Raw genomic sequence first — 20,510 nt, forward strand, 5'->3', positions numbered from 1 at the left:
ACGCGCGCCACGCAGGCGCGGATCACGCAAACAAAAGGCGCGCCGGTTTCGACCGGCGCGCCTTTTTCGTGGATCGGAAAACCGATTGCTCAGCTGTACTGCGCGGTCTTCACCAGCAGGTGCTTGGCGATGCTGCCGTGCATGCGGCCGATGCCGCGGAACAGATGCAGGCTCGCGAACAGGACCAGCACGCCGGTGACCAGCAGCAAGGGGGTTGCGAGCAACGGGAACGAGGTCGACAGCCCCCCGCCGGGCGCCCAGTTCAGCACCGACCAGCCGAACTCGTTCACGCCGGAGGTCGCGATCCCCGTCCACACCAGCAGCGGTGCGGCGATCATGCTCAGCGACAGCGACAGCAGGGTCACGTTGATCGTGAAGTAGACGATGCCCAGCGGCAGCATCAGCAGCAGATAGAGCAGCGTGCTCCAGGTGCGTGCGTCGGTGAACATGTCGCCGATGCGCTGCAGCCAGTTGCGTCCCCGCACCGAGTACAGCGGCCTGCGCGGCATGCGCTCGCCGAGCATCACTTCAACCAGCCGCCCTTCGACCAGCGACAGCAGCCGCACCGATCCGAAGAACAGGATCAGCAGCGGAATGCCGATCAGCACGACGACCAGACTCAAGGACACCGACAGGCCGGTGACGACCCAGGTGAAGTAGAAGATGCCGGTCGCCAGCGACAGCACCATGTAGAACATCGACGCGTAGGTACGCGGATCGGCGGCGACGCCGAAGAAGCGCCCGATCAGCGACGTGCGCGGCGTCGGCGCCGGCGGCCGCAGCGCGGTCTGCACCTTGACCTCGGTGTCGCGGTAGATGTCGGCCACTTCGTCCGGCGCACCGTAGCTCGACGCGACCGATGCGATGACCTCGGCTTCCGAGCGGCCCGTTTGTTCGGCCAGTTCCGAGCGCAGGTACTCCTCGGCGTCGTAGAGCGCGTCCTGCACGAGTGCGGGATCCGCGCCGGTAAGCGCGACGCGTAACTGTTCCAGGTACTCGGGGATGCTTTGCGGTGGGCGGTGCATATTCATTCGCGTATCCCCTCCAGGACGGCGTCGACGGAATCCCGTGTGGCCCGCCAGGCGGCGGTCCACTGCTGCAGGGTGATCCGCCCTGCCTCGGTGATGCGGTAATAACGGCGCGGCGGTCCGGCCACGGACGGTTCGACATGGCTGTCGAGCTGGCCGGCGGCACTGAGGTTGCGCAGCACCGGGTACAGCGCGCTCTGTTTGCCGCTGAGCACGCCGTCGAGCGATTCGAGGCGCTTGGCGATCTGGTAGCCGTACATCGGCTCGGCCGCGCTGCCCAACACCGCCAGCAACGCCAGCGACACCGTGCCCGCGCTCAGTTCCTTCTGGAACTTGCGCAGTTGCAGATCGCTATCATCCGGGGCGTCGGCCATGGGCCACCTCCACTAGGTTGATCCAGATACTAGTGCGGACTTCGCTATAGCGGATGTGCCGGTAGTCACGCCGGCCATCGACTCGGCCACAATCGGGTCTGTCTTTCCGGGGAATCCATCCATGCGCCAGCTGTCGCGCCACGCCTTGTCCGCCACTCTCGCCGCCTGCGTGCTCGCGCTGGCCGGCTGCGCCACGTCCGGCGCGCCGACCGCCGTCGAAACCCGCTCCACGCAGGCGCTGCTCGATGCGTCCACGCCGGCGGACTGGCGCACACCCGACCCGGCCAACCTGCTGTACATGGACCTCGACGGCGGCCGCGTGGTGATCGAGCTGGCGCCGGCGTTCGCGCCCGAGCACGTCGCCAACATCCGCACCCTCGCCCGCGGCGGCTTCTGGGACGGGCTCACCCTGTACCGCTCGCAGGACAACTTCGTCGTGCAGTTCGGCGACATCACCGAAGAAGGTGTGCCGGGCCGCCCGATCGGCAGCGCGCGGGCGAGCCTGCCGGCGGAATTCGACCGCGCGTCTGCCGGCCTCGCCTTCCACGCATTGCCCGATCCCGATGGCTGGGCGGCGCAGGCGGGGTTCGCCGACGGCTTCCCGGCCGCGCGCGACGACCGCAGCGGCAATGGCCGCGCCTGGCTCGCGCACTGCTACGGCACGCTGGGCGCGGGCCGTGACATGGCGCCCGATTCGAGCAACGGCACCGAGCTCTACGTCGTCACCGGCCAGTCGCCGCGCCAGCTCGACCGCAACATCACCACGGTCGGCCGCGTGCTGCAGGGCATGGAACTGCTGAGCGTGCTGCCGCGCGGCACCGGCCCGCTGGGCTTCTACGAAGACCCGAAACAGCGCGCGCCGATCCGCCGCATCCGCCTCGCCTCCGAAGTGCCTGCGGCCGAGCGCACGCCGCTGCAGGTGCTGCGCACCGATACACCGCTGTTCGACGCCGTGGTGGAATCACGCCGCAACCGCCGCGACGACTGGTACGTGCAGCCGGCCGGCCACATCGACCTGTGCAACATCAGCGTGCCGGTGCGCACCCCGCCCGCAGGCTGAGCACGATGCGGATCGAAACCGGACGCCTGCTGCTGCGCCCGCACGCGATCGAGGACTTCGACGCGCTGGGGGCGATGATCCGCGACCCCGAGGTGATGCGGCACATCACCTCGACCGTGCCCAGCGACGAGGACGTCTGGAACCGGCTGCTGCGCTACATCGGCCACTGGACCGCGTTCGGCTTCGGCATCTTCGCGGTCATCGAGCGTGAGACCGGTCGCACGATCGGCAGCGTCGGGTTTGCGGATTTCCGCCGCGGGCTGGGCGATTCGTTCTCCGCATCGCCCGAAGGCGCCTGGCTGTTCGCCAGGCAAGCCCACGGCCGCGGCATCGCCTCCGAGGCCACGCAGGCGATGCACGCCTGGTTCGACGCACAGCCCTTCGGCGGGCGCAGCGTGTGCATCATCAATCCGGACAACGCGCCGTCGCGGAAGTTGGCCGGCAAGCTCGGCTACGTCGAGACCGGACCGACGCAGTACCACGGCGAGACCACGCTGACTTTCGAACGCCTGCGCCCGCGCGCCTGATCAGGCGTCCCGCCGGCTGTCGTCGCTGCCCAGCGCCTGGTGCTGGAACAGGCACATGCGGATCGCGCTGCGATAGCGGCCGTCGCTGAAGAACTCATCGACCAGCACACCTTCGCGCTGGAAGCCCAGCGATTCGTAGACGTGGATCGCGGCGGCGTTGTCCACGTCGACCAGCAGGAACAGCTTGTAGAGATTGAGCACGCGGAACGCGTAGGCGATCGCCAGCGATGTCGCGGGGCGCGCATAGCCGCGGCCCTGGTGCGCGGGCGAGATCATGATCGCGAACTCGGCGCGCCGGTGCAGGTGGTCGATCTCGACCAGCTCCACCATGCCCACACGCGTGTGGCTGCCGTCCTCGACGATGAAGCGCCGTTCGCTCTGGTCGTGGATGTGCTTGCGGAACAGTTCCTCGAGCTCGACGAAGGACTCGTAGGGCTCTTCGAACCAGTAGCTCATCACCGTGCGGTTGTTGTTGAGCTCATGGACGAAATGCAGGTCGCCGCGTTCGAGCGGGCGCAGCAACACCGGCGGTTGTTCTTCGGACGTGGCCGGTCTGGACGCGGTCGCATTCATGGGCATGAGCCTACGCCTCGCCGATGACAGATGCGTGGTGTCGTCACGTCGGCTTTCCGTTTCGCTGCCTAGCCTGCACGCCATCCCGCCCCACAAGGACACCGACATGCCCATGCTCCGCATCCGCCTCACCGGCAGCGACGACACCGCACGCGCGGTGATCAATCTGCTGTCCAGCGTGGAAGGCATCGAACACGTCGAAGAGATAGACGACCTGATGCCGCACATGGACGATGCCGACTCCAGCTCCGCCGGTCTCAGCGATGTCGCCGGACCGAAGATGCACGAGATCGAAGTCGAGGTCGGCAACCCGTCGACCGAGCGCAAGGTGCGCGAAGCGATCGAAGCGCTGGCGTTTGATCTCGACGCCGTCGTCGAGTTCGAGACCGAAGAAGAAGGCTGAGCCGACCTCAGCCGATCAATGCGCGCGCACTGCGCACCAGCATGTACAGCGCGACCGCGAAGATCAGCCCCGCGAACACCCGATTGAGCGCGCCGCGCGAGCGCGACAGGCGCGTCGCCAGCGACGCGCCGAACAGCCCGCCCAGCAGGCCGCCGCCGACGAACACGCCGGCCAGCGTCCAGTCGATGAGCCCCGACCGCGCATAGTTGAGCGCGGTCGTCAGACCGAATGCGGTCACCGCGACCAGGGAACTGCCGATCGCCAGCAGCATCGGCATGCGCGTCGCGGCGACCAGCCCGGGCACGATCAGAAACCCGCCCCCGATGCCGAAGAACCCGGACAGCGCACCGGCAAGCCCACCGAACCCGGCCAGGCGCGGCGCCGTCCTGCGGTCCAGACGCACATCCGCATTGCCGCCCTCGCCGCGTCCGCGCAGCATCAGCGCACCGACGACCAGCATCAGCAGCGCGAACAGCAGCAACAGCTTCTGTCCATCGATCGCCTTGCCCAGCGACGACCCGCCGTAGGCACCGATCACGCCGGCCGCCGCGAACACCAGCGCGCAGCGCCAGCGCACGTTGCCGCGACGCGCATGGTTGCCGAGATTCATCGCCGCGTTGGCCGCCACCGCGAGCGCGCTGGTGCCGATCGCCACGTGGGGATTGTCGACGCCGACCACGTAGACCATCAACGGCACGGCGAGGATCGAGCCACCACCGCCGACGAGTCCAAGCGTGAAGCCGACCAGCACGCCCGACAGGCCGCCCAGGAGCAGGTGCAGGACATCCATCGGCGTCAGCCGTCCACGCCGTCGGGCACCGCGGGTCCGGCGACGGCGGCCGTCGCCTCCAACCGTGGGCGGATGCCGGCGAGGTCGTATCCGGCGCGCCGCGCATCGTCGAGCACCTCGTCGACGGCACGCCGACGCACCTGCCCCAGCGCCCACAGCGTGGCAGAGCGGGTCCCGGTCCGGCAGAACGCGAGCACCGGTCCGCTCGCCTGCGCGAGCGCCGCGTCGAACGCGTCCACGTCGGCCGCGCCGATCGCACTGCCGACCACCGGCTGGTGGACGAACGCCAGGCCATGCCGGCGCGCTTCGGCAGCGAGTGCGGCGGTCTCGGGCTGGTCTTCGGCTTCGCCATCGGGCCGGTTGCCGATCAGCGTGGTGAACCCTGCCTCGGCGATCGCGGGGATGTCGTTGAGGGCGATCTGCGGGGCGACCGACAACCGGTCATCGAGCTGGGCGTAAACAGGCATCGGGATCCCTCCGGGATCAGGCGGGCGCATGCAGCGCGCGATGAAGGGCCATGCCGGCGAGCATGGCGGCGGCGAATGCGAGAAACGGCCACTGCAGCGTGGCGAGGGCCGCGATTGCCGGCCCGGGGCACAGGCCAACCAGGCCCCAGCCGATGCCGAACAGCGCGGCGCCGCCGAGCAGGCGCGCATCGATGCGCCGGTTGTCCGGCACATGGAAGGCCGCCGCCGCGAGCGGGCGCTGCCGACGGCGGCGCCAGGCGTAGGCCAAGGTCGAAGGCACGAGCGCCGAGCCCATCACCAGCGCCAGCGCCGGATCCCAGTCGCCGGCGACGTCCAGGAACGCCAGCACGCGCGCGGGATTGACCATGTCCGAGACCACCAGGCCCACGCCGAACAGCAGGCCGCAGAGCAGCGCGATCCCGCGGGTCATACGCCACCGCCGATCGCGTGTCGCACGACGAAGACGGTCAGCGCCGCGGTGGCCATGAAGATGCCGGTGGCCGCCAGCGAGCGCGGTGACAGCCGGGCCAGGCCGCAGACGCCGTGGCCGCTGGTGCAGCCGGATCCCAATCGCGTGCCGTAGCCGACCAGCAGCCCGCCGGCGACCAGCAGCGGCCACGACGTGGTGACCTCGAACGCGGGCGTGCGGATCCAGGCCATCGCGGCGACCGTGCCGCCGAGCAGCCCGGCGACGAACAGCGCCGACTGCACGCGCGCACCGCCGGGGCCGAGGCCGGTCGCAGCCGCCAACATGCCGGAGACGCCCATGACCCGGCCGGCGGCGATCAGATACAACGCCGCCGCGATGCCGATCATCAACCCGCCGGCGACCGGCCAGCCCCAGTGCAGCGCGGCGACACTCACAGCGCGTCCACCGGCAGCTTGAGGTAGCGCACGCCGTTGTCCTCGGGCTCGGGCAGATGGCCGCCGCGCATGTTCACCTGCACCGACGGCAGGATCAGTTTCGGCATCGGCAGGGTGGCGTCGCGGGCCTCGCGCATGGCGACGAACGCGTCCTCGGACACGCCGTCGCGCACATGCACATTGCCGGTGCGCTGCGCGCCGATCGTGGTCTCCCAGGCGAACGCATCGCGTCCCGGCGCCTTGTAGTCGTGGCACAAGAACACGCGGGCCGCGTCGGGCAGTGCGAGCAGGCGGTGGATCGAGCGATACAGCGTGGCCGCATCGCCGCCGGGAAAGTCGCAGCGCGCGGTGCCGTAGTCGGGCATGAACAGCGTGTCCCCAGGGAACACCGCATCGCCGATCACGTACGCCATGCAGGCCGGCGTATGGCCCGGCACATGCAGCGCGACGGCCTCGAGCCCACCGATGCGGAAGCGGTCGCCGTCGGCGAACAGCTGGTCGAACTGGCTGCCGTCGCGCGCGAAGCGCGTGCCGGCGTTGAAGATCTTGCCGAACACCTCCTGCACCGTGGTGATGTGCGCGCCGATCGCGAGCCGCCCGCCGACGCGCGCCTGCAGCAGCGGCGCAGCAGACAGGTGGTCCGCGTGGGCATGGGTCTCCAGCAGCCATTCGACCGTCAGGCCGTGGTCGCCGATGAACTCGACCAGGCGGCTTGCGGAGTCGTCGCCGGTCCGGCCGCTGGGCGCGTCGAAGTCGAGCACGCTGTCGACGATCGCGCAGGCCGTGCTGTCCGGGTCGCGCACCACGTGGCTCACCGTGAACGTGGCCTCGTCGAAGAACGAGGCGACCACCGGAGGCGTGCGCCCGCCCGCCAGGGCCTGCTCCACCCGTGCGCGCGCCGCAGCGAGGGGTGCGTCCGGGGTGGCGGTCGAGGGCACGACGGGCTGCGACATGACACGGACTCCAGAAGAATTGCCGTTAAATTTTCATAGTTTGCGAAAGTATGCAAGTATGGATGCGTGACATCGACATCCTGCCCGCTCGGCTTTAGCGTGGGCCGCCTCCGGAACCGCACATTGCCCATGCCCGACCTCCCTGCCTCGCCCGCCCATTCGCCCCTGCGTCTGCACGAGCCGGCGCCCGCATTCCGCGCCCGCACCACACAGGGCGACATTGCGCTGGAGGACTATCGCGGCCGTTGGGTATTGCTGTTCTCGCACCCGGCCGACTTCACCCCGGTGTGCACCAGTGAATTCATCGCCTTCGCCCGCGCCCAGGCGGGTTTCGACGCGCTGGACTGCGCGCTGCTCGCGTTGTCGGTAGACGGCCTGTTCTCGCACCTCGCGTGGCTGCGCGACATCCAGCAGCGCTTCGGCATCACGATCGGGTTTCCGGTGATCGAAGACCCGTCGATGGCGATCGCGTGCGGCTACGGCATGGTCGATCCCGCTGCAGGCGACAGCGCGACGACGCGCGTGACCTACGTGATCGACCCCCAGGGCATCGTGCGCGCGATGAACTGGTATCCGATGGAGGTCGGTCGTTCGGTCGAGGAACTGCTGCGGCTGGTCACCGCGTTGCAGACCGCCGACCGCGAGCGCGCTTCCACCCCGGAAGGCTGGCAGCCCGGCGATCGTCTGCTCGAGCCCGTGCCGCTGGACGCCGACACCGCTCTCGCCGTGCAGCCGGCCGACGACGAGGCCTGGTACTTCCGTTGGCGGGCGCCATGAGCATGCCGAGCGCGGACCTGGAGGCGATGAAGGCGCAGGTGCCCGAGGTCGCCGAACTGCTGCGCATGATCGCCACGCCCACGCGGCTGCTGTTGCTGTGCCAGATCGCTCAGGGCGAACCGTCCGTGGCCGAACTCGAGCGTGACCTGGGACTGCGCCAGCCGGGCCTGTCCCAGCAGCTGGCCGAACTGCGCCGCTTCGATCTGGTCAAGACCCGGCGCGAATCACGCTCGATCCACTACTCGATCGCCGACCCGCGCATGCGCACCCTGCTCGGCGCGCTGCACGCAATCTTCTGCGGCGATGGGGCGGGATTGCCGGCGCTGGGCGCCGAATCACTGGCCGAGCCGGTGCGTGTCCCGGCGCCGTCAACCCAGGCGGCACGCTTCGCCCGGGTCGTGAGGTGAGCCGCGCGCCACGTACGGCAGACCAGCCCGCCGTTCGGCATGCAGCCTCAACGACGGTCGTGTGGCATGTGGCGGAGCCAGGCCGCGCGTAAAGGGCTCATGCGCCGCCACTGCGCATCGCGGGTGCGGCGGCCAGGGCGATGCTCGCGATCCACCGACATCCACGCGGCGATGTGCCGGGCGGATGCGGACCGGAGTGCATCAAACGCTCGGCAAACCCTCGATCAGGGTCGCCATGCGTTCGCGCTGCGCGGCATCGGGCAGACGCCCACGGCCCGCACCCAGGTTGTCGATCAGGTTCGAGGCGCGGCTGGTCGCCGGCGTGACGCAGGTGACCGCGGGGTGCGAGAGGACGAACTTCAGGAAGAACTGCCCCCAGCTGGCCGCATCGAATTCCGCGGCCCAGTCCGGGACCGGCATCTCGCCCACGCGCTGCCATAGCCGCGTGCGACCGAACGGCGCATAGACCAGCACGCCGATGCCGCGCTCGGCAGCCAGCGGCAGGATCGTCTCTTCGACATCCCGGTTGTCGACCGCGTAGTCGACGCCGATGAAGTCCAGCGGCTCGTTGCGCATCGTCTCGATCAGCTTCGGATACGCCGGCTTGCTGGTCGAGGTGACACCGATGTAGCGCACGCGCTTGGCCTCTTTCAGTTCCTTGAGGATGCCGAGCTGGGTCGGAATATCGCCCAGGTTGTGCACCTGGATCAGATCGATCGTGTCTCGGCCGAGGCGCGAGAACGAGGCTTCGATCTGCGCGCGCGCCGCAGCCGGATCGGCCTTCGCATCCGCTTCGCGACCGGCGACATTGACCTTGGTCGCCCAGAACACCCGATCGGCAATGCCGAGGTCCTGCACCGCCCTGCCGGCGACTTCTTCCGAAGCGCCGTAGCTGGGCGCGGTGTCGAACACCGCGCCGCCCTCGTCGATCAAGGTACGCAGCACGGCATTGAGCGCGGACGCGTCTTCGCGCGCGGTCGACGAGAACGTGGCCGAACTGCCGAGACCGACGACGGGAATGCGCTGGCCGCTCGACGGAATCGGGCGCGTCAGCATCGGCGCGGGCGTGGCGGCGAACAGCGTGCCGGGCAATGCCAGCGACAGGCCGGCACCGAGTGAGAGTTTCAGGGCATCGCGACGGGTGACCATGGCGTCCTCCTTGCATGGATGGCGCAGGCCGGGCCTGCGTCGTGAACCGGTGCGGTGTCCGCAATTGCGCTGCGCGCCCGGAATGCCGGCATGACATGCGGCGTACCGAGTCTGCAATAGCCCGGCGTGTCGGGCAACCGACGCGCACGCCAGGCGATCAACCGTGGCGGCGACGCCGCCACAGCGCGCGCAGCACGAGGAACAGCGCGAATCCAGCGATTCCCAACGGCAGCAGGAACGCGGTCGCGCGAATCGTCCACGCAGTGCCGACCGCGAGCGTGCCGCCGAACTCGCGGAACGCCATCGCGATCTCGCTCCGGCCCTGTTCGCCGTCACGCGCGCGCAGCTGCACGGTCAGCAGTTGTGTATCGATGCGACGACGGTGCTGCGCACCATCGCGACGCGCGGCCTCGATCTGCGCTTCGGTCGCAGCGATCCGCTCCGACAACGCGATCATGTCGGCCACCGACAGATCGCGTCGCGACTCGAACGCCTGCAGCCGAGTCATTTCCTTCTTCAGCCGGTCCTGCTCGGTGGTGTTGTCGCGCACGACGACCGCGAGATCCTCGGCGCGCGTGCTGCGCTCGCCGGCCTCCCCGCCCTCGCCCGCCAGCGCGATCATCGGCTCGATGCCCGCAGGCGCCATGCGCAGCACCGCGCGCGCCGACGGCCGATCTCCGGCGGACTGCTGCGCTTCGATCAGCGTGCACGCACCGAAGCGGGCATCGCGGCACGCGGCCTGGATCGCCTGCAGGCGCGGCAGGATGGTGTCGCGGTCGAGTTGCACGCCGACGCTGTGTTCGTAGGCCAGCAACGCGCCTTCGGAATCCGCGGTCGGCGCGCTGCCCGCTTCCGCATAGGCCATGCCGTTTGCATCCGTGCTGGGGTCAGAACAGCCGCTCGCCAGCGCAGCCGCCACCAGGACCGCAGAGGTCCAACGCAGTCGCGCACGCGTCACAGGCTGGCTCCATCAATCTGCACGACCTTCAGCGACGCAAGATCGATTCCGTCGACGCAACGCACATTGACGCAGGCCATCTGCGCACCGTCCGGACCGACGCCGCGGCTGTAGGGCGCGATGCCGCAGGTCCCGCAGAAGTGGTGCGCGATGTTGTCGGTGTTGAAGCGATAGGTCTGCGGCGCGCCGCTGCCGGTTTCGCGCAGTGCGTCGGCGGCTGCGAATGCCAGCAGGCCGCCGCGCCGTCGGCACATCGAGCAATTGCAGTCGTAGGCCTCGGCGATGTCGCCGTCCAGTTCGAACGCCAGGCTGCCGCAGTGGCAGCGCCCCGTATGCGCCATCGTCGTCTCTCCGGTTGTGCGGCGGGATTATGCGCTTCGTGCGGGCCCGGGCAGCTGCTGACGCCCCGCGCGCGCGCGACCCAATGCCCACAGCGCAGCAGTGACGCACAGCCAGGCCAGCAGCCACGGCCAGGCGCGGCCCGGACGTGTCGCCGTCATCGTGTCGGGCGTCGTGTCCGATGCGCGCACCAGCGCCTGCGTCGCACGCTGCAGTGCGGCGATGTGCAGGCCTGCGGCGGCCTCTTCGGCGCGGACCAGGACCGGCCAGCTGCCGGAGGCCGATTCGATGCGATGCCATCCGGCCACCGTCGGCCAGATGCCGGCGCACCCGTTCGCCGCGGGATCGGGCACGGGCGCGGATGTCGTGCCGTCGGGCGCATGGAGGCGCGCGTCGGCCTCCAGCCCGCAGATCATCGAACGCGTGCCCACACGGAATTCGCCTTCGAAACGCGGCAGCTGCAAGTCACCGGCGCGGGCGAGCGTTTCCGCCCAGCCACTCCACAGGCCGGCGTGCAGATCCACGCGGCCGGCCAGCGGAAGCTGCCAGCTGTCGGCGAGCGTGACCACACCGATGCGCCCCTGCCCTGCCGCCTGCCACCGCATCATTCCGGACGGCCCATCGCCAGGCGCCGGTGCGCCGCCCGACAGCGGCAGATACGCGAGCGTCGGCGCCGCTTCACCGGCCAGCAACGGATCGAAGGGTGCATCGTCGCTGCCCGGCCCCATCCAGGCGCGCAGCCGCGCGACATCGTCCGGGCCGACGTCCGGTTCCCAGTCGACGGCGCGCCCCGTCTCGATCGTCAGCCCGGCGCCGCGCAGCCAGCCACGCAGCGCTGCAGACGGCGCCTGTGGCGCATGGATCAGCAGGCCCAGCCCACCCCGCACGGCGGTCAGCAACGACGCACGCGCGCTGGCGCCGAGGCCATCCCAGGCGCGCGTGTCGAGCAGCACCAGATCCAGCTGCGCGAGCGATGTGGCATCGAAGGCAGGCGCATCGCCCACGCCCGCACCGCCACCGAAGGTCGTACGCCAGCGCAAGGCGAGACCCGCATCCTCGGCCCAGCGACGCAGCGCCCGCATGTCCGGATTCGGCGATCCCGCGATCAGCAGCACGCGCACCGGCGCGGCCGCATCGACGATCACCGGCACCTGCACGCGCTCGATCTCGCGCGCGTTCGCGTCGTGCACGACGACATCGAACAGGGTCGCGCCCGCATCGCGCGTGGTCGCGTCCAGCCGGAAACGTCCGGTGTCGTCAACCTCCGCGGTCGACACGACACGCCCCGCGGGATCCAGCAGCGAGACGCGTGCCGCGTCGACTCCCGCGACGCGGCCGCGCACTTCGAAGCGCGAGCCCGCACCGATCGGCTCCGGCGCACCGAGTTCGACAAGCCCCGCAGGCGTTTCGGCAGGCACGAACGCGAGCGCACGACCATCGACCGAATCGCGATCACGTGCTTCGAGTCCATGACCGACGACGACCAGTGCGCGGGCATCGGGATGCCGACGCAACGCGGTCGCGAGATCCGGCATGCGTTCGATGCCCGGCGGCACGTCGCCGGACTCGGGCAAGGCGACGCCGACCTCGGCCGCCGGCACCGCAAGCCCGGCCGCACCCGCGGTCAGCACGGCCAGCGTGCCGCGCTCGACCGCAACGGGCGGCGGCAACAGGCCGCGATACAGCAGGCCTGTCGACACCATGGTCAACGCGACGAGCGCGCTCGTGCGCCACACGGCCGGACGTGCGTCGGGCGTCGCACGCAGATGTCCGATGACCAGTCGCAGCACCGCGAGCGCGGCACCGACGGCAAGCACGGTGAGCAGCCAGCGATCCGGGCTCATGGCGCGTCCTCCTGCAATGCATCGAGGTACCGTGCGCCCATCGCATCGGGCGATGCGCGCCGTGCGGGTGCAGGCAGCGGTCGCTGCAGCACGCGCCACAACTGTCCGCGCAAGGCCTGCCGGCAATCCACGCAGGCCGCGTCGCGTCGCAACGCATCGACGGCGGCGAGCAACGCGAGCGGATCGTCGACCTGGCGCGGATGCGCCTGCGCCCAGCCGATCAATGCGTCCAGATCCGGCGCATCGTTCCAGGCGAGCGCGCGCCAGGCATTCGCGGGCGCGGCGTCGGACTCCACGTCCGGCGCCGGCACGGCGCGCGGCGCGATGCCGTCGCGGTCGCCACCGAGGCGTCGCGTCGGATCGACGGGCGGCAACGACGAGCCCACCCGCGCCAGATAGATGCGATCGGCTTCCTGTACCTGCTTGATCAGTTCGAGGGCGCGGTTGGCGTGCGGCAGTGCCTCGCGCGGCGCGGCCTGGCGCAGGTGCAGTTCCGACTGCCACATCGCCTGCAGCGCGCCGCGCAGGATCTCGCGCGTCTTCGGATCGAGCAGCGTCGCCGCTTCCGGCAGGTCGTGGGTGTGGCCGAACGTCGCCAGCACGTCGTCGGCGCGACCGAAGGTCATGGCGTCCTGCGGTGCGTGGTCGTGATCGTGGTCGTCGTGCGCGGCCGCGCCCTGCGGCGCGGACGCGTCGTGCGCGTGGTCGTCATCGGCGTGCGCGTGATCATCGTCCGCCTCCACCGCGGGCGCGTCGGTCTGGCCGAAGTCGTCGATCGGCAGCGGCTTGCGCGGCGGTGGCGGTGGCGGCGGCGCTTGCGCATCGGCGGTGGGTGGCGCACGCGGCCCGCCTTCCGATTCCTCACCGAGGAACTGGCCGTAGCGCAGGCGCAGGATGCGCTGGTCGACGCCGAGTGCATCCGAGCGTCCTTCGAAGACGTTGCGCTCGATGCGCGGCTGTTCCGCGATCAGGGCTTCGGCATCGATGATGATCTGGCGCTGGCTGCGGAAATAGGCGGGCAACACGTCGCGTGCGAGTCCTTCGAGCCCGTCCGCATCGACCGGCGCCGGCGGCGGCCAGCGCAGGATCAGGCTGGCGCTGCGGGCGCGTTGCGGAGCCGGCGCGCGGTTGTCGCGCACTTCGAGCTGGGCGACGAGATCGCCGCCCTCTTCCAGCCCCAGCGCGACCGGATCGAGCGTGGTCGCGAACGTCATCGCGCGCGCATCGCCGCGGCCGCGCAGCGGCATCGTGCGGTCCTCGAACGTGATCGCCTCGCCACTGCCACGCGTGACCGTGATCCGCAGCTGCGCGTCAGCCGCAACGCCGTGATCGTCGATCGCTTCGAACGCCAGCGCCCAGGCGCGCTGTCCGCGCGCGTAGGTCGACAGGGTCTCTTCCGGCGTCCGCACGCGCACCTCGGGCGGCCGGTCCGGCACCGCGTCCAGTCGCCAGGGCTGCGCGCGCGCCAGGATGTGGTCGGTGTCGCCATCGACGGCGATGCGGTACAGCCAGGGCTGGTCGAGCCGCAGCGTCGCCACCCAGTTCTCGCCATCGCGGACGAACGCGATCTCGCTGTCATCGTGCAGCCGCAGCGCCACACGCTGCGGCTGCGGGGCGAAGCGCAACGTCCAGCGCAACGTCGCGCCCGCGGGCGCCTGTGCGTCGAGTCCGGTCTGGGTGCGCACTGCCTGGCCGGTGTAGGCCGGCGCATCGATCCGCAGCGATTGCGATTGCAGGACCGGCGTGCCGTCCACCGCAGCGGAAGCCGACACCGCACGTGTCTGCGTGTCCGCGTGCGGCGTGATCGGCGGCCACCACACGGCAGCGGCGATCAGGACCGCGCCGGCCACCCAGGCAGCCGCGATCGCGCGCGTCGGCAACGGTGCGGGTGCAGGCACCCACGGTGTCGCCGCGAGACGTGCCAGCAGACGCGACTGCTGCAACCGCTGCAGCGCACCGAGCGCCTCGGGGCGTGCGAACACCAGCGCGGCGCTGTCGTCCATGTCGGCGCGATCCGCGTCCAGGCTGCGGGTCAGCCAGGCACGATCGAAGCGCGCCGCACGCCGCGACGCCAGCCACGCGACGGTCGCCAGTCCCGCCAGCGCGAGGCCGGCCGCGAGCGGCACGCCCGCGAGTCGCCACCCCAGCACTGCGATGCCCGCGACCAGCGGCAGCGCACGCAGCAGCACGATCGCGATTGCGCGACGGCGCGCGGCGCCCAGCGTGCGGGACAGCTGCGCGGTCACGCCCATGCCGACCGGTTCCGACGCGGCGCTGCGGCCATCCAGCGCTCCAGCGCGAAGACCAGCGCGGCGAGCAAGGCCCACCACGGCCGCAGATCGCGCGGTGTCGGCGCCCAGGCATCGGCACCGTTCGACGGTGTCAGATCCGCTGCGGCGATGCGTTGCGGCGCAGGCAGCGGCTGCAGCAGGTCGCGCAGGCGCGACGGGAATCCGGGATCCAGCAGGACGGGCATCGTCGCCGGATCAACGGCCTGCGCGAAACGCACGCAGATCGCCTCGCCGCAGGCGGCGCGTTCGAACAACGCGGCGCCTGCGGCGCCCTGCCGGACCGGCTGCCAGTCGATCGCGTCGCGCGGTACGGCCGGGCCCAGCAGCAGCACGCGACCACCCGTTTGCGCACGCAACGCGGCCGGCGGCGCGGTATCGCCCCACCACACGGGAGTCGCATCCGCGCGCGGCGCTTCGTCTGCATCAGCGATGCGCAGCGCGTCGGCATCCTCCGGGCGCCACGCGCGTGCAACGGCGCGCAGCACACGCAGTGCCGGATCATCGGCGGCGATGCCGAAGACATCGAGACGTGGCGGCGGGACCGGCGCCACGTCCACGTCGGTTCCGCTGCCCGCCACGATCTGCCAGTCGACCGGCCGCGACAGCACGATGCGTCCACCGTCGGCGCCATCGATCGTGTCGGGCACCCGCACGGTCAACGCGGTCCCGGGCGGCGCGGTCATGTCCAGCTCGCGCAGCAGGCTGGCGACACTGGCGCCGTCGCGTGCCGGCGCGGATTCGCGCCCTATTTCGGGAAACCCTGGCGCCAGCCAGCGTGGCGCCGGCGCGCCATCTTCGGCACGCGGCAGCGCTGCGTCGGCGACGCCGGGCACGACGACGGTCCAGCGCGCCGGCGCGGTTTCGCCGTGCAGGACCGGCCACGCCAGCCAGACCGCGAGCAGTGCCAGCAGCAGCAGCCGCACCAGCAGCAGCGACCAGTCGTCGAACCGCAGGCGACGTCGCGGTTTCGGCCGCTCGCGCAGCCAGCGCAACGCGGCGAAGGGCGTGGGTCGCGTCGCATCGCGCCGCGCCAGATGCAGCAACAGCGGCAACAACAACGCGATCAACGCTGCGAGCGCAGCTGGCGCGAGCAGACCGACACTCATGACGCGCGATCGCCGAACAGCGTGCTGAGGACGGATTCCGGCGGCGTGTCGATCACATGCGTGGCGAAGCGGATGCCGGCTCCGGAGAATCGCGCCGCCAGCGCGTGTCGCGCGGCCTCGAAGCGCGCGAGGTAATCGGCGCGCAGCGCAGGACCATCGCCGAGCAGCGACTCGCCGGCCTCCGGTTCGACGAAGCGACGTCCATCGCGGAACGGGAAATCGCGCTCGTCCGCGGTCAGCACCTGCAGGGCGAGCACGTCGCGACCCGCATTGGCGAGCTGGACCAGTTGCTCGACCGCGGCCTCATCGAACCAGTCACCGATCGCGACGACAAGGTCGCCACGTCCGATGCGTCCCCAAGCGGGCGCCAGCGCCTTCGCATCCGGCCATTCGCCGCTCGGCCGCACCGCAGCCAGCGCATGCCGCAGCCGGTCACGCTGGCGCGGCCCGGTGCCTGGCGTGACCAGCGCGACGCCCGCACCGCCGCACAGCACCAGACCGCAGGCATCGCCCTGACGCTGCGCGATCTCGTAGACGCAGGTCGCCAGCAGCCGTGCGACATCGAAGCGCGTGCGCGGCGGCAAGGCTTCGTCGGTCTGGGTCATCGATGCCGTGGTGTCGAGCAGCACCCACGCACGCACCGGGCTCTCGCGCTCGGCTTCTCGGACGAAGAACCTGTCGCTGCGCGCGTAGAGCTTCCAGTCGATCTGCCGCGGCTCGTCGCCGGACTCGTAGGCGCGGTACTGCGCGAACTCCAGTCCGCTGCCGCGGTTGCGGCTCGCGTGATGGCCGATGCCCTGTCGTCCCAGTGCGTGGCGCGGCCGCAGGCGCAGCGTCGCCAGCAGCGACCGCAACGCAGGCGACAGCATGTCGCCATCGGCGTCGGCCACCGGCGTTCCGGGTGCGTCGGGTCCCGCAGTCGCCATCGCGGCGATCAGCGCGCCGGCGCGGGCAAGGCGCGCAACAGGCCGGCGATCACCGCATCGGCATCGATCTGCGCCGCTTCGGCCGCGAACGACAGCACCAGACGATGGCGCAGCACGGGCGCGAGCAGGGCCGCGACATCCTCGCGCGTCGCCGCGAGCCGGCCCTGCAGCAGCGCGCGCGCCTTCGCTGCGAGCACCAGCGACTGGCCCGCACGCGGACCCGCGCCCCAGCGCACGTACTCGCGCACGATCTCCGGCGCGCCCTCGCCCGGACGCGTCGCACGCACCAGTGCGGTGATCCAGGCCAGCAGGTCCTCGCTCACGTGCACCTGGCGCACCAGCGCCTGCAGCGCGAGCACCGCCTCGGCGCCCATCACCCGCGGCACCTCGGCCTCGGCCGTGCCGGTGGTGCGCGCGAGGATCGCCTGCTCTTCGTCGACATCGGGATAGCCGAGCGCGACGTGCAGCAGGAAACGATCGAGCTGCGCTTCGGGCAGCGGATAGGTGCCGGCCTGTTCGATCGGATTCTGCGTCGCCAACACGAAGAACGGCCGCGGCAACGCACGAGTCACGCCGGCATGGCTGACCGTGCGTTCGGCCATCGCCTCCAGCAACGCGGCCTGGGTCTTGGGCGGCGTGCGGTTGAGCTCGTCGGCCAGCAGCAGCTGGGTGAACACCGGGCCTTCCTGGAAGCGGAAGTGGCGCTTGCCGGTGCCGTGATCTTCCTCGAGCAGTTCGGTGCCGAGCAGATCGCTGGGCATCAGGTCGGGCGTGAACTGCACGCGCCGGAAGCCGAGATCGAGCGCCTGCCCCAGCGTGCGCACCAGCAAGGTCTTGCCGAGGCCCGGCACGCCTTCGAGCAGCACGTGACCGCCCGCGAGCAGCGCGACCAGCAGCTGTTCGACGACATCGGCCTGGCCGACGACCGCGCGCCCGATCGCGGCGCGCAGCGCATCGAGTTCGGCGAGGCGCGCCTGCAGGTCGGCTTCGGTGGGGGCTGTCTCGGTCATGCGTGCCTCGAAAAATGCGGGTGTGGGCGCGCGCCCACGACAGAAATGCCGGTCATGCGCTCAACGCATACATGACGATGTTGACCGCGAACTTGGTGTTGTCCTCGGCCAGGAAACGCTTGTTGCGCCAGTCGTAGTCCCACTCGCAGCCGTAATCCTTGTTGCTGTAGAGCACGGCCAGGCGCCCGTCGATCGTGATGCCCTTGAGATAGTCGTGCACCAGATCGTCGCCCCAGCCGTTGAGCTCGAAGCTCGTCGCCGGGGGCCCATCCGGGAACTGGAAGAAGCTGCGGTAGAGCGCATGATTGTTCGGCAGCTTCCGCAACGCCGACGCGCCGAAGATCGCGGCCATCTGCGCCTCGAACGATTTGGCGAACAGGCCGTCAATGTCGTGGTTGCAGTCATCGACGAACACGAAGCCGCCACCTCGCACGTAGCGCTCGAAGTTGCGCCGCTCGGCCGGACTGAACTCGACCAGTTTGTGTCCCGCCAGATAGCAGAACGGCGATGCCAGCATCTTCGGATCCGACAGCGCGACGACCCGCTCCTCCGGATCGACCCGCAGGCTGGTGTAATCGATCAGCGACGTGATGACGTTGGACGGCATCCGCTGGTCTACATCCCAGTTGCCCGACTCGTAGCGCAGGCGGGTGAACCAGAAGTCGTAGCGGGCCGATTGGGCCTCGAGTGGTGGCAGCGCGAGCGTTGCGGCGCTGGCGAGCAACAGTTGTAAGGACTGGCGGCGATTCATCGTGCGCGCGACTTCGCAGGGCCGGGGTACTCGCTTTGGCTTTGGCTTTGGCTTTGGCTTTGCAATGAATGGTCAATGCAGGACGCAGACCCGTAGGGCGCCGCACATGGATGTGCGGCGTTTTTCGACCGAGCCATGGATGGCGAGTCGAAAAATCCCGGAACGAATGACTCGCCCTGACGCTGTGGTCGGGGCTGGCCCTTTTCTTTGGTTCCGTTTCTTTTGGGCCAGCAAAAGAAATGAACCCGCTCGCCGCAAGGCGAGTGGAAGCGTTTGACTTTTCTCCTCTCGCCGGAAGCAAAAGCAAACGCGAAAATCCAACGCTTTCGTCCGCTAACGCGACCGAGTTCATTTCTTTTGGTAAGCGCCAAAAGAAACGAAACCAAAGAAAAGCGCTTCCCCGACACGTCCACAGCCCGCGGCGTCGCGTGCACCGGGATTTTCCGACTCGGCATCCTGCCTCGGTCGGAAAACGCCGGCCATCCATGGCCGGCGCCTTTCGGGTCTGCAAACTGCACTGCGTGCGTCACGGCGAGCAGAAGCCTCGTGCTATCCGACGGCGCGAGTGCGCAACGTCCTCAGACCGCATCCGACAACGACGTGAACGTGAAATCCCTGAGCCGCATCGGCGGCAGCATCATCACCATCGACGACTCGTCGCCACCCACCCGCACCGGTCGGCCCAGCTCGTCGATGTTGTTGAGCATGATCACCGGCGATTCGTTGAAGCGGAAATTCTTGACCGGGTGCTTGATCTCGCCGTTCTCGATGTAGAACGTGCCGTCGCGGGTGAGACCGGTCAGCAGCACGGTCTGCGGATCGACCATGCGGATGTACCAGGTGCGCGTGACCAGGATGCCGCGATCGGTGCCACGGATCAGATCGGCGGTCGTGCCCTCGCCGCCCGACATCAGCAAATTGCCCGGTCGACCGACCGCGCGCTTGCCCTGCTGCTGCGCCCAGAAGCGCGAGTAGTCGAGGTTGGCGATCTTGCCGTTCTCGATGATCGGCATTTGCTCGCGCGGCAGACCTTCGCCGTCCCACGGCATCACCGCCGCTTCCGGGTGCCACGGGTCGGCGACGATGTTCACCCGCGGGTCGTAGACCTGCTCGCCCAGCTTGTTGCCGCCGCCGCGCTTGGACAGGAAGCTGCGCCCCTCATCCGCGGTACGCGCGTCGAAGAACCGCATCATGAAACTGATCAGGCCCGCGGCCGCCGCCGGCTCCAGGATCACGGTGTACTTGCCCGGCTCCAGCGCCTTGGCCTCGGCCGAATCGCTGGCCTTGCGCATCGCCACGCGCACGTCGCGTTCGGCGTTGAACGCGCTGGCGTCCTTGAGGTTGCGGCCGACCCAGCCGGAACCACGACCGTCTTCGGTGCGCACGGTGCAGGTGTAGTTGAAGTTGGTCGCCTGCTGGTAGCCGAAGTTGCCGTTGCTGTTGGCGAAGGCGACGAAGTTCTTGCCGTCGTCGAGGAAGCCCGCCGCGATGAGGTTCTCGGCGCGGCACGGGGTGATGGAACCGGCCGCGACCTGTGCGCGGAATTCCGGGGTGATCGCAGCCGTCGATTCGCTGAAGGTCGGGCTGGGCCGGTACTCCTGCTTGCCGATCGCCGGCAGGAATTCCGGGTTTTCCGGCGCGAGGCGTGCGAGGTCTTCGGCGCGCTTGACCACGCTGCGCAGCGAGGCCTCGTCGAAGGCGTTGATGCTGGCCGTGCCGACGCGCTTGCCGAACGCGACCTGCACCGCGAGCTCGGCGTTGCTGACGATGCCGCTGGTCGACACGTTGTTGAGCGCGAAGCGGATGTTGCCGTCGACGGAGCCGGCCAGCGTGGCCGTGCATTCGTCGGCGGTGGACAGGGCGACGGTCTTTTCGAGGATCTCGCGCGCCTGGGCTTCGGTGAAGATGGTCAT

22 protein-coding genes and 1 pseudogene are annotated in these 20,510 nt (G+C 69.9%); 5 read left to right on the top strand and 18 right to left on the bottom strand.

Going from position 1 to position 20,510, the window contains the following annotated elements; genetic code table 11:
• Nucleotides 1-89: 89 nt before the first annotated feature.
• Nucleotides 90-1,031 carry a sensor domain-containing protein gene (locus AC3IRM_RS11185; RefSeq protein WP_489203225.1) on the bottom strand — a complete coding sequence of 314 codons (942 nt, stop codon included), beginning with the start codon at nucleotides 1,029-1,031 and terminating at the stop codon, nucleotides 90-92.
• Complete coding sequence (locus tag AC3IRM_RS11190; RefSeq protein WP_489203226.1) at nucleotides 1,028-1,402, bottom strand: PadR family transcriptional regulator; 375 nt, start codon at nucleotides 1,400-1,402, stop codon at nucleotides 1,028-1,030. The genes AC3IRM_RS11185 and AC3IRM_RS11190 overlap by 4 nt, the downstream gene beginning before the upstream one ends.
• Before the next feature lie 121 nt (nucleotides 1,403-1,523).
• Between AC3IRM_RS11190 and AC3IRM_RS11195 the strand changes: the two genes are divergently transcribed.
• Entirely contained in the window at nucleotides 1,524-2,462 is a 939-nt protein-coding gene (locus AC3IRM_RS11195; RefSeq protein WP_489203227.1) for a peptidylprolyl isomerase, read from the top strand.
• A 5-nt stretch (nucleotides 2,463-2,467) separates the two neighbouring features.
• A complete protein-coding gene (locus AC3IRM_RS11200; protein ID WP_489203228.1) occupies nucleotides 2,468-2,989 on the top strand; it encodes a GNAT family N-acetyltransferase in 522 nt (173 codons plus the stop codon).
• On the opposite strand, the gene speG is transcribed toward AC3IRM_RS11200, so the two are convergent.
• Nucleotides 2,990-3,562 carry a spermidine N1-acetyltransferase gene (gene speG, locus AC3IRM_RS11205; protein WP_489203229.1) on the bottom strand — a complete coding sequence of 191 codons (573 nt, stop codon included), beginning with the start codon at nucleotides 3,560-3,562 and terminating at the stop codon, nucleotides 2,990-2,992.
• A gap of 106 nt (nucleotides 3,563-3,668) precedes the next feature.
• On the opposite strand from speG, the gene AC3IRM_RS11210 reads away from it, so the two are divergent.
• Complete coding sequence (locus AC3IRM_RS11210) at nucleotides 3,669-3,965, top strand: hypothetical protein (protein ID WP_232137791.1); 297 nt, start codon at nucleotides 3,669-3,671, stop codon at nucleotides 3,963-3,965.
• Nucleotides 3,966-3,972: 7 nt separating this feature from the next.
• Here AC3IRM_RS11210 and AC3IRM_RS11215 read toward each other — a convergent pair whose 3' ends face one another.
• Genes AC3IRM_RS11215 through AC3IRM_RS11235 form a run of 5 tightly spaced genes read right to left on the bottom strand, consistent with a single transcriptional unit; the run spans nucleotide 3,973 to nucleotide 7,039 of the window.
• Nucleotides 3,973-4,755 (bottom strand): sulfite exporter TauE/SafE family protein, encoded by a 783-nt coding sequence (locus AC3IRM_RS11215; RefSeq protein WP_489203230.1) that lies wholly within the window; start codon nucleotides 4,753-4,755, stop codon nucleotides 3,973-3,975.
• A gap of 5 nt (nucleotides 4,756-4,760) precedes the next feature.
• Complete coding sequence (locus AC3IRM_RS11220; protein WP_489203231.1) at nucleotides 4,761-5,222, bottom strand: protein tyrosine phosphatase family protein; 462 nt, start codon at nucleotides 5,220-5,222, stop codon at nucleotides 4,761-4,763.
• Nucleotides 5,223-5,238: 16 nt separating this feature from the next.
• Entirely contained in the window at nucleotides 5,239-5,652 is a 414-nt protein-coding gene (locus AC3IRM_RS11225) for a DUF6691 family protein (RefSeq protein ID WP_489203232.1), read from the bottom strand.
• Complete coding sequence (locus tag AC3IRM_RS11230) at nucleotides 5,649-6,071, bottom strand: YeeE/YedE family protein (protein WP_489205910.1); 423 nt, start codon at nucleotides 6,069-6,071, stop codon at nucleotides 5,649-5,651. Before AC3IRM_RS11230 ends, AC3IRM_RS11225 begins: the two co-directional genes overlap by 4 nt.
• Before the next feature lie 11 nt (nucleotides 6,072-6,082).
• Nucleotides 6,083-7,039 (bottom strand): MBL fold metallo-hydrolase, encoded by a 957-nt coding sequence (locus AC3IRM_RS11235; RefSeq protein WP_489203233.1) that lies wholly within the window; start codon nucleotides 7,037-7,039, stop codon nucleotides 6,083-6,085.
• Between the two features lie 129 nt (nucleotides 7,040-7,168).
• On the opposite strand from AC3IRM_RS11235, the gene AC3IRM_RS11240 reads away from it, so the two are divergent.
• Complete coding sequence (locus AC3IRM_RS11240) at nucleotides 7,169-7,816, top strand: peroxiredoxin (RefSeq protein ID WP_489203234.1); 648 nt, start codon at nucleotides 7,169-7,171, stop codon at nucleotides 7,814-7,816.
• A gap of 26 nt (nucleotides 7,817-7,842) precedes the next feature.
• Nucleotides 7,843-8,121 (top strand): annotated as a pseudogene (locus AC3IRM_RS11245) (metalloregulator ArsR/SmtB family transcription factor); the annotation flags it as partial.
• A gap of 303 nt (nucleotides 8,122-8,424) precedes the next feature.
• Here AC3IRM_RS11245 and AC3IRM_RS11250 read toward each other — a convergent pair.
• The 10 genes from AC3IRM_RS11250 to AC3IRM_RS11295 form a co-directional block, all read right to left on the bottom strand.
• On the bottom strand, nucleotides 8,425-9,372 hold the full coding sequence (locus AC3IRM_RS11250) for an aldo/keto reductase (protein ID WP_489203235.1): 948 nt from the start codon (nucleotides 9,370-9,372) through the stop codon (nucleotides 8,425-8,427).
• Between the two features lie 157 nt (nucleotides 9,373-9,529).
• Nucleotides 9,530-10,237 (bottom strand): DUF4349 domain-containing protein, encoded by a 708-nt coding sequence (locus AC3IRM_RS11255; RefSeq protein WP_489203236.1) that lies wholly within the window; start codon nucleotides 10,235-10,237, stop codon nucleotides 9,530-9,532.
• Between the two features lie 89 nt (nucleotides 10,238-10,326).
• Nucleotides 10,327-10,671, bottom strand: a complete 345-nt coding sequence (locus AC3IRM_RS11260) for a GFA family protein (RefSeq protein ID WP_489203237.1) — start codon at nucleotides 10,669-10,671, stop codon at nucleotides 10,327-10,329.
• 27 nt (nucleotides 10,672-10,698) lie between these two features.
• Nucleotides 10,699-12,513 carry a carboxypeptidase regulatory-like domain-containing protein gene (locus tag AC3IRM_RS11265; protein ID WP_489203238.1) on the bottom strand — a complete coding sequence of 605 codons (1,815 nt, stop codon included), beginning with the start codon at nucleotides 12,511-12,513 and terminating at the stop codon, nucleotides 10,699-10,701.
• Nucleotides 12,510-14,765: a hypothetical protein gene (locus tag AC3IRM_RS11270; protein WP_489203239.1), complete on the bottom strand. Its 2,256-nt coding sequence runs from the start codon at nucleotides 14,763-14,765 to the stop codon at nucleotides 12,510-12,512. The genes AC3IRM_RS11265 and AC3IRM_RS11270 overlap by 4 nt, the downstream gene beginning before the upstream one ends.
• On the bottom strand, nucleotides 14,756-15,910 hold the full coding sequence (locus tag AC3IRM_RS11275; protein ID WP_489203240.1) for a BatA domain-containing protein: 1,155 nt from the start codon (nucleotides 15,908-15,910) through the stop codon (nucleotides 14,756-14,758). Before AC3IRM_RS11275 ends, AC3IRM_RS11270 begins: the two co-directional genes overlap by 10 nt.
• On the bottom strand, nucleotides 15,907-16,836 hold the full coding sequence (locus AC3IRM_RS11280) for a DUF58 domain-containing protein (RefSeq protein WP_489203241.1): 930 nt from the start codon (nucleotides 16,834-16,836) through the stop codon (nucleotides 15,907-15,909). Before AC3IRM_RS11280 ends, AC3IRM_RS11275 begins: the two co-directional genes overlap by 4 nt.
• An 8-nt stretch (nucleotides 16,837-16,844) precedes the next feature.
• Nucleotides 16,845-17,846 (bottom strand): AAA family ATPase, encoded by a 1,002-nt coding sequence (locus tag AC3IRM_RS11285; protein WP_489203242.1) that lies wholly within the window; start codon nucleotides 17,844-17,846, stop codon nucleotides 16,845-16,847.
• Nucleotides 17,847-17,898: 52 nt separating this feature from the next.
• Nucleotides 17,899-18,597: a DUF4159 domain-containing protein gene (locus AC3IRM_RS11290; protein ID WP_489203243.1), complete on the bottom strand. Its 699-nt coding sequence runs from the start codon at nucleotides 18,595-18,597 to the stop codon at nucleotides 17,899-17,901.
• 578 nt (nucleotides 18,598-19,175) lie between these two features.
• Nucleotides 19,176-20,510 (bottom strand): TldD/PmbA family protein, encoded by a 1,335-nt coding sequence (locus AC3IRM_RS11295; RefSeq protein WP_489203244.1) that lies wholly within the window; start codon nucleotides 20,508-20,510, stop codon nucleotides 19,176-19,178.

This window comes from Luteimonas sp. KH_071, assembly GCF_057838005.1.

Excerpts from the sequence above, each read along its gene's own strand:
- AC3IRM_RS11200 (WP_489203228.1), top strand. The coding sequence starts at position 2,468 with ATGCGGATCGAAACCGGACGCCTGCTGCTGCGCCCGCACGCGATCGAG.
- AC3IRM_RS11270 (WP_489203239.1), bottom strand. The coding sequence starts at position 14,765 with ATGGGCGTGACCGCGCAGCTGTCCCGCACGCTGGGCGCCGCGCGCCGT.
- AC3IRM_RS11275 (WP_489203240.1), bottom strand. The coding sequence starts at position 15,910 with ATGAGTGTCGGTCTGCTCGCGCCAGCTGCGCTCGCAGCGTTGATCGCG.
- AC3IRM_RS11215 (WP_489203230.1), bottom strand. The coding sequence starts at position 4,755 with ATGGATGTCCTGCACCTGCTCCTGGGCGGCCTGTCGGGCGTGCTGGTC.
- AC3IRM_RS11235 (WP_489203233.1), bottom strand. The coding sequence starts at position 7,039 with ATGTCGCAGCCCGTCGTGCCCTCGACCGCCACCCCGGACGCACCCCTC.
- AC3IRM_RS11255 (WP_489203236.1), bottom strand. The coding sequence starts at position 10,237 with ATGGCCTATGCGGAAGCGGGCAGCGCGCCGACCGCGGATTCCGAAGGC.
- AC3IRM_RS11190 (WP_489203226.1), bottom strand. The coding sequence starts at position 1,402 with ATGGCCGACGCCCCGGATGATAGCGATCTGCAACTGCGCAAGTTCCAG.
- AC3IRM_RS11285 (WP_489203242.1), bottom strand. The coding sequence starts at position 17,846 with ATGACCGAGACAGCCCCCACCGAAGCCGACCTGCAGGCGCGCCTCGCC.
- AC3IRM_RS11225 (WP_489203232.1), bottom strand. The coding sequence starts at position 5,652 with ATGACCCGCGGGATCGCGCTGCTCTGCGGCCTGCTGTTCGGCGTGGGC.
- AC3IRM_RS11240 (WP_489203234.1), top strand. The coding sequence starts at position 7,169 with ATGCCCGACCTCCCTGCCTCGCCCGCCCATTCGCCCCTGCGTCTGCAC.
- AC3IRM_RS11220 (WP_489203231.1), bottom strand. The coding sequence starts at position 5,222 with ATGCCTGTTTACGCCCAGCTCGATGACCGGTTGTCGGTCGCCCCGCAG.
- AC3IRM_RS11185 (WP_489203225.1), bottom strand. The coding sequence starts at position 1,031 with ATGAATATGCACCGCCCACCGCAAAGCATCCCCGAGTACCTGGAACAG.
- speG (WP_489203229.1), bottom strand. The coding sequence starts at position 3,562 with ATGAATGCGACCGCGTCCAGACCGGCCACGTCCGAAGAACAACCGCCG.
- AC3IRM_RS11260 (WP_489203237.1), bottom strand. The coding sequence starts at position 10,671 with ATGGCGCATACGGGGCGCTGCCACTGCGGCAGCCTGGCGTTCGAACTG.
- AC3IRM_RS11290 (WP_489203243.1), bottom strand. The coding sequence starts at position 18,597 with ATGAATCGCCGCCAGTCCTTACAACTGTTGCTCGCCAGCGCCGCAACG.
- AC3IRM_RS11195 (WP_489203227.1), top strand. The coding sequence starts at position 1,524 with ATGCGCCAGCTGTCGCGCCACGCCTTGTCCGCCACTCTCGCCGCCTGC.
- AC3IRM_RS11210 (WP_232137791.1), top strand. The coding sequence starts at position 3,669 with ATGCCCATGCTCCGCATCCGCCTCACCGGCAGCGACGACACCGCACGC.
- AC3IRM_RS11295 (WP_489203244.1), bottom strand. The coding sequence starts at position 20,510 with ATGACCATCTTCACCGAAGCCCAGGCGCGCGAGATCCTCGAAAAGACC.
- AC3IRM_RS11250 (WP_489203235.1), bottom strand. The coding sequence starts at position 9,372 with ATGGTCACCCGTCGCGATGCCCTGAAACTCTCACTCGGTGCCGGCCTG.
- AC3IRM_RS11265 (WP_489203238.1), bottom strand. The coding sequence starts at position 12,513 with ATGAGCCCGGATCGCTGGCTGCTCACCGTGCTTGCCGTCGGTGCCGCG.
- AC3IRM_RS11280 (WP_489203241.1), bottom strand. The coding sequence starts at position 16,836 with ATGGCGACTGCGGGACCCGACGCACCCGGAACGCCGGTGGCCGACGCC.